The sequence below is a fragment of the Pseudorhodobacter sp. genome (assembly GCF_030452865.1).
Taxonomy (GTDB): Bacteria; Pseudomonadota; Alphaproteobacteria; order Rhodobacterales; family Rhodobacteraceae; genus Pseudorhodobacter.
The window spans coordinates 1-2,869 of the sequence record NZ_JAKDLJ010000430.1 but is presented as its reverse complement, the minus strand read 5'-3'; the positions used below and the strand labels follow the sequence as shown (position 1 = coordinate 2,869).

The 2,869-nt window shown below is 57.8% G+C and carries 2 protein-coding genes and 1 pseudogene; 1 reads left to right on the top strand and 2 read right to left on the bottom strand.

What is annotated here, in order from left to right:
- Nucleotides 1-386 precede the first annotated feature (386 nt).
- Both L0H65_RS17550 and L0H65_RS17545 read right to left on the bottom strand, forming a co-directional pair.
- The gene (locus tag L0H65_RS17550; protein WP_301460514.1) at nucleotides 387-776 is read right to left on the bottom strand and encodes a VOC family protein; all 390 of its coding nucleotides are present in this window, start codon (nucleotides 774-776) and stop codon (nucleotides 387-389) included.
- A gap of 63 nt (nucleotides 777-839) precedes the next feature.
- Complete coding sequence (locus L0H65_RS17545; RefSeq protein ID WP_301460513.1) at nucleotides 840-2,441, bottom strand: FMN-binding glutamate synthase family protein; 1,602 nt, start codon at nucleotides 2,439-2,441, stop codon at nucleotides 840-842.
- A 295-nt stretch (nucleotides 2,442-2,736) separates the two neighbouring features.
- Here L0H65_RS17545 and L0H65_RS17540 point away from each other — a divergent pair.
- Nucleotides 2,737-2,869: pseudogene (locus tag L0H65_RS17540) on the top strand (isovaleryl-CoA dehydrogenase); the annotation flags it as partial.

Below are 2,869 nucleotides of genomic sequence, written 5' to 3'. Positions count from 1 at the left end.
CCTGATCCTTCAACGCCTGAACCAACATTTCCGCGACGGTCATCGCTCGTGACATCTTCTATCCATCCTCTGTGGCCGATTTCTCGGCTCCTTCGCAACAAAAAACCCCCGAGGGTCAATCGGGGGCGCATGGGGTTTGGAAAGGGGTTTCCGCTACCGGCCCATGCGCCTTTTCAGAATGACAACGCCGAGATCGTCCATGTGCCTGACCCTCCAGTGCCGGGCGACCTTATGGCGGGGTCGCGGGGAGGTCAACACCGAAAAATTGAAATAAAGTATCGTTGGAGTGAATATATTTGATTGAAAATTATGATTGATCGGGGCGTTTGCGTAATAAGCGTGAAAATCGCTACGACTCGGGGCTGGCCGTTCCAGCAGCGCCAAAACTATTCCGCCCCGTAGCAAACCGCATTGAATTTATTGCCATCAGGGTCACGCAGATAAGCCGCAAAGAAATCTGGTCCATATTGCGGGCGCAGGCCGGGCGCGCCTGCGTCCGTGCCGCCATTTTCCACCGCCGCCTGATAAACCGCCCGCACCTGCGCGCGCGTCGCTGCCAGCAATGAAAACATGGTGCCATTGCCCGGCACCGCGGCGCAGCCGTCAAACGGAGTCGTTACCCAGAGATGCGGGCCGGGATCGCCTGCGCCCCAGGTTGCGTTGCCGCCCGCAAGATCAAGATCACATCGCTCATGTCCCAAGGGTGCCAGCACCGCATCATAGAACCTAACGGCGCGAGGCAGGTCATTGGTGCCGACGGCAACATAGCTGAACATCTTGGGGTTCCGTTTCTGCGAGGTCTCAGAATTTTCGTCGAAAATTCGCTGTTGGCGCCAGTTTCAGTTGAGATAAGCAAAACTTTCGGGCTTGGCGTGATCCCAGTATTTCGCAAAGGCAGGGTGGCCTACCTCATTCCCCATCAGCTCTCCCTGCTCAAGCCAAAGATATTGGCTTGCCGCAGATCGTACCTCGCGGCTGTTCACGCGGATCATCAGGTGATGCGGCGTCAGGTCACGCGGGTGCTGCAACCCGCTGGATTCGACGGCTTCCTTCAAGGTGTGCATGGTGTTGGCGTGAAAATTGGCAACGCGGATGTATTTGTCATTCACCACCAAGGCGCGATAGCGGCCGGGGTCTTGCGTTGTCACCCCGGTCGGGCATTTGCCGGTATGGCAGGCCTGCGCCTGAATGCAGCCGATGGCAAACATGAAGCCGCGCGCTATATTGCAGCTATCAGCCCCAAGCGCGAACATGCGGCAAATGTCAAAGGCAGAGATCAGTTTGCCGGACACGATCAGCTTGGTCTGATCGCGGATACCAAGTCCCACCAGCGTATTATGCACCAGCATCAAGCCTTCGCGCAGCGGTGCGCCGAAATGGTCGGCAAACTCCGCCGGGGCTGCACCTGTGCCACCTTCGGCCCCGTCCACGGTGATGAAATCCGGAGCCAAGCCGGTTTGGGCAAAGGCTTTTGCCAAAGCGAACCATTCCCACGGGTGACCAACGCAGAGCTTGATTCCGACAGGTTTGCCACCAGACAGATCGCGGAGCTGTTGCAGGAATTCGCAGAGTTCAATCGGGGTGGAAAACGCCGAATGCGACGACGGGCTGATACAATCTTCTCCGACTTGCACACCGCGCGCCTCGGCAATCGCTTCGGTCACTTTCGCACCGGGCAAGATGCCGCCATGACCGGGCTTTGCGCCTTGGCTCAGCTTCACCTCGATCATCTTGACCTGATCGCCCTGCGCATTTTCGGCAAAACGGTCCGCCGAGAAGCTGCCATCCGGGTTGCGGCAACCGAAATAGCCCGACGCAATCTGCCAGACCAGATCGCCGCCCCCCTTGCGATGGTAGCGCGAGATGCTGCCTTCGCCGGTGGTATGGGCAAAGCCACCCTTCGCCGCGCCCTTGTTCAACGCCTCGATCGCCGTCGGCGAAAGCGCACCGTAGGACATGCCGGAGATATTGAGCACCGACGATCTGTATGGCTTGCGACAATGCGGCCCGCCGATGGTAACGCGGAAATCCTGACTTGGCAGGTGCGACGGCTTCATCGAGTGGTTGATCCATTCATGGCCGACTTTTTCCACGTCCAGCAGGGTGCCAAATGGGCGCATCCCGTCAATCCCCTTGGCACGGCGATAGACCAGCGCGCGCTGTTCGCGTGAAAACGGCGTCGGGTCATGGTCGCTTTCGACGAAATACTGCCGGATCTCCGGGCGAAACATCTCCAGCAGGAACCGCATCCGGGCGGAGATCGGGAAGTTTCGTCGGACCGAGCTGTGCAATTGCATAAGGTCATAAAGCCCGAGCGCCGACAGGACCAAGGCGATGGCGGTCATAAAACCACCCCAGACCGGGTGGAAATACGCGACCACGAGCGAAACCGGAACCATCAGAAAAGCCAGTGCAAGGACCAGATAGCGCTTTGGAAACATAATTCCTCCTTTTTGCCCTCATCAAAGTCGCAACCTGGCCCAAAGCACCTAATTCCGTCTTAACGCTAAAGCGGTGCGGCCTTTGTGACCAGAAAATTCGTCTGATGCGATGCGGACCGCACAGCCTGCACAGCGTTTTCAATCCGGTGTATTCGCCACTTGTCGCGGCTTTCCTCTGTGCAGGCGCTTTCCGTGGTCTATGGTGGTTCGATGAGGCGCCGGGTTTTTCTTGACACGACTCAGGTGCGGGCGCATTAAATGAACGGATGTTCAATTCAAGCGGGGGGATGCCGGAATGTTCATGGGCTCGATGCGGTTCGATCTGGGTGACGATATCGCGGCGCTGCAAGAAATGGTGCATCGCTGGGCGCAAGAGCGGGTAAAGCCGATGGCATCAAGAATTGATGCTGCAAATACTTTTCCGCCGG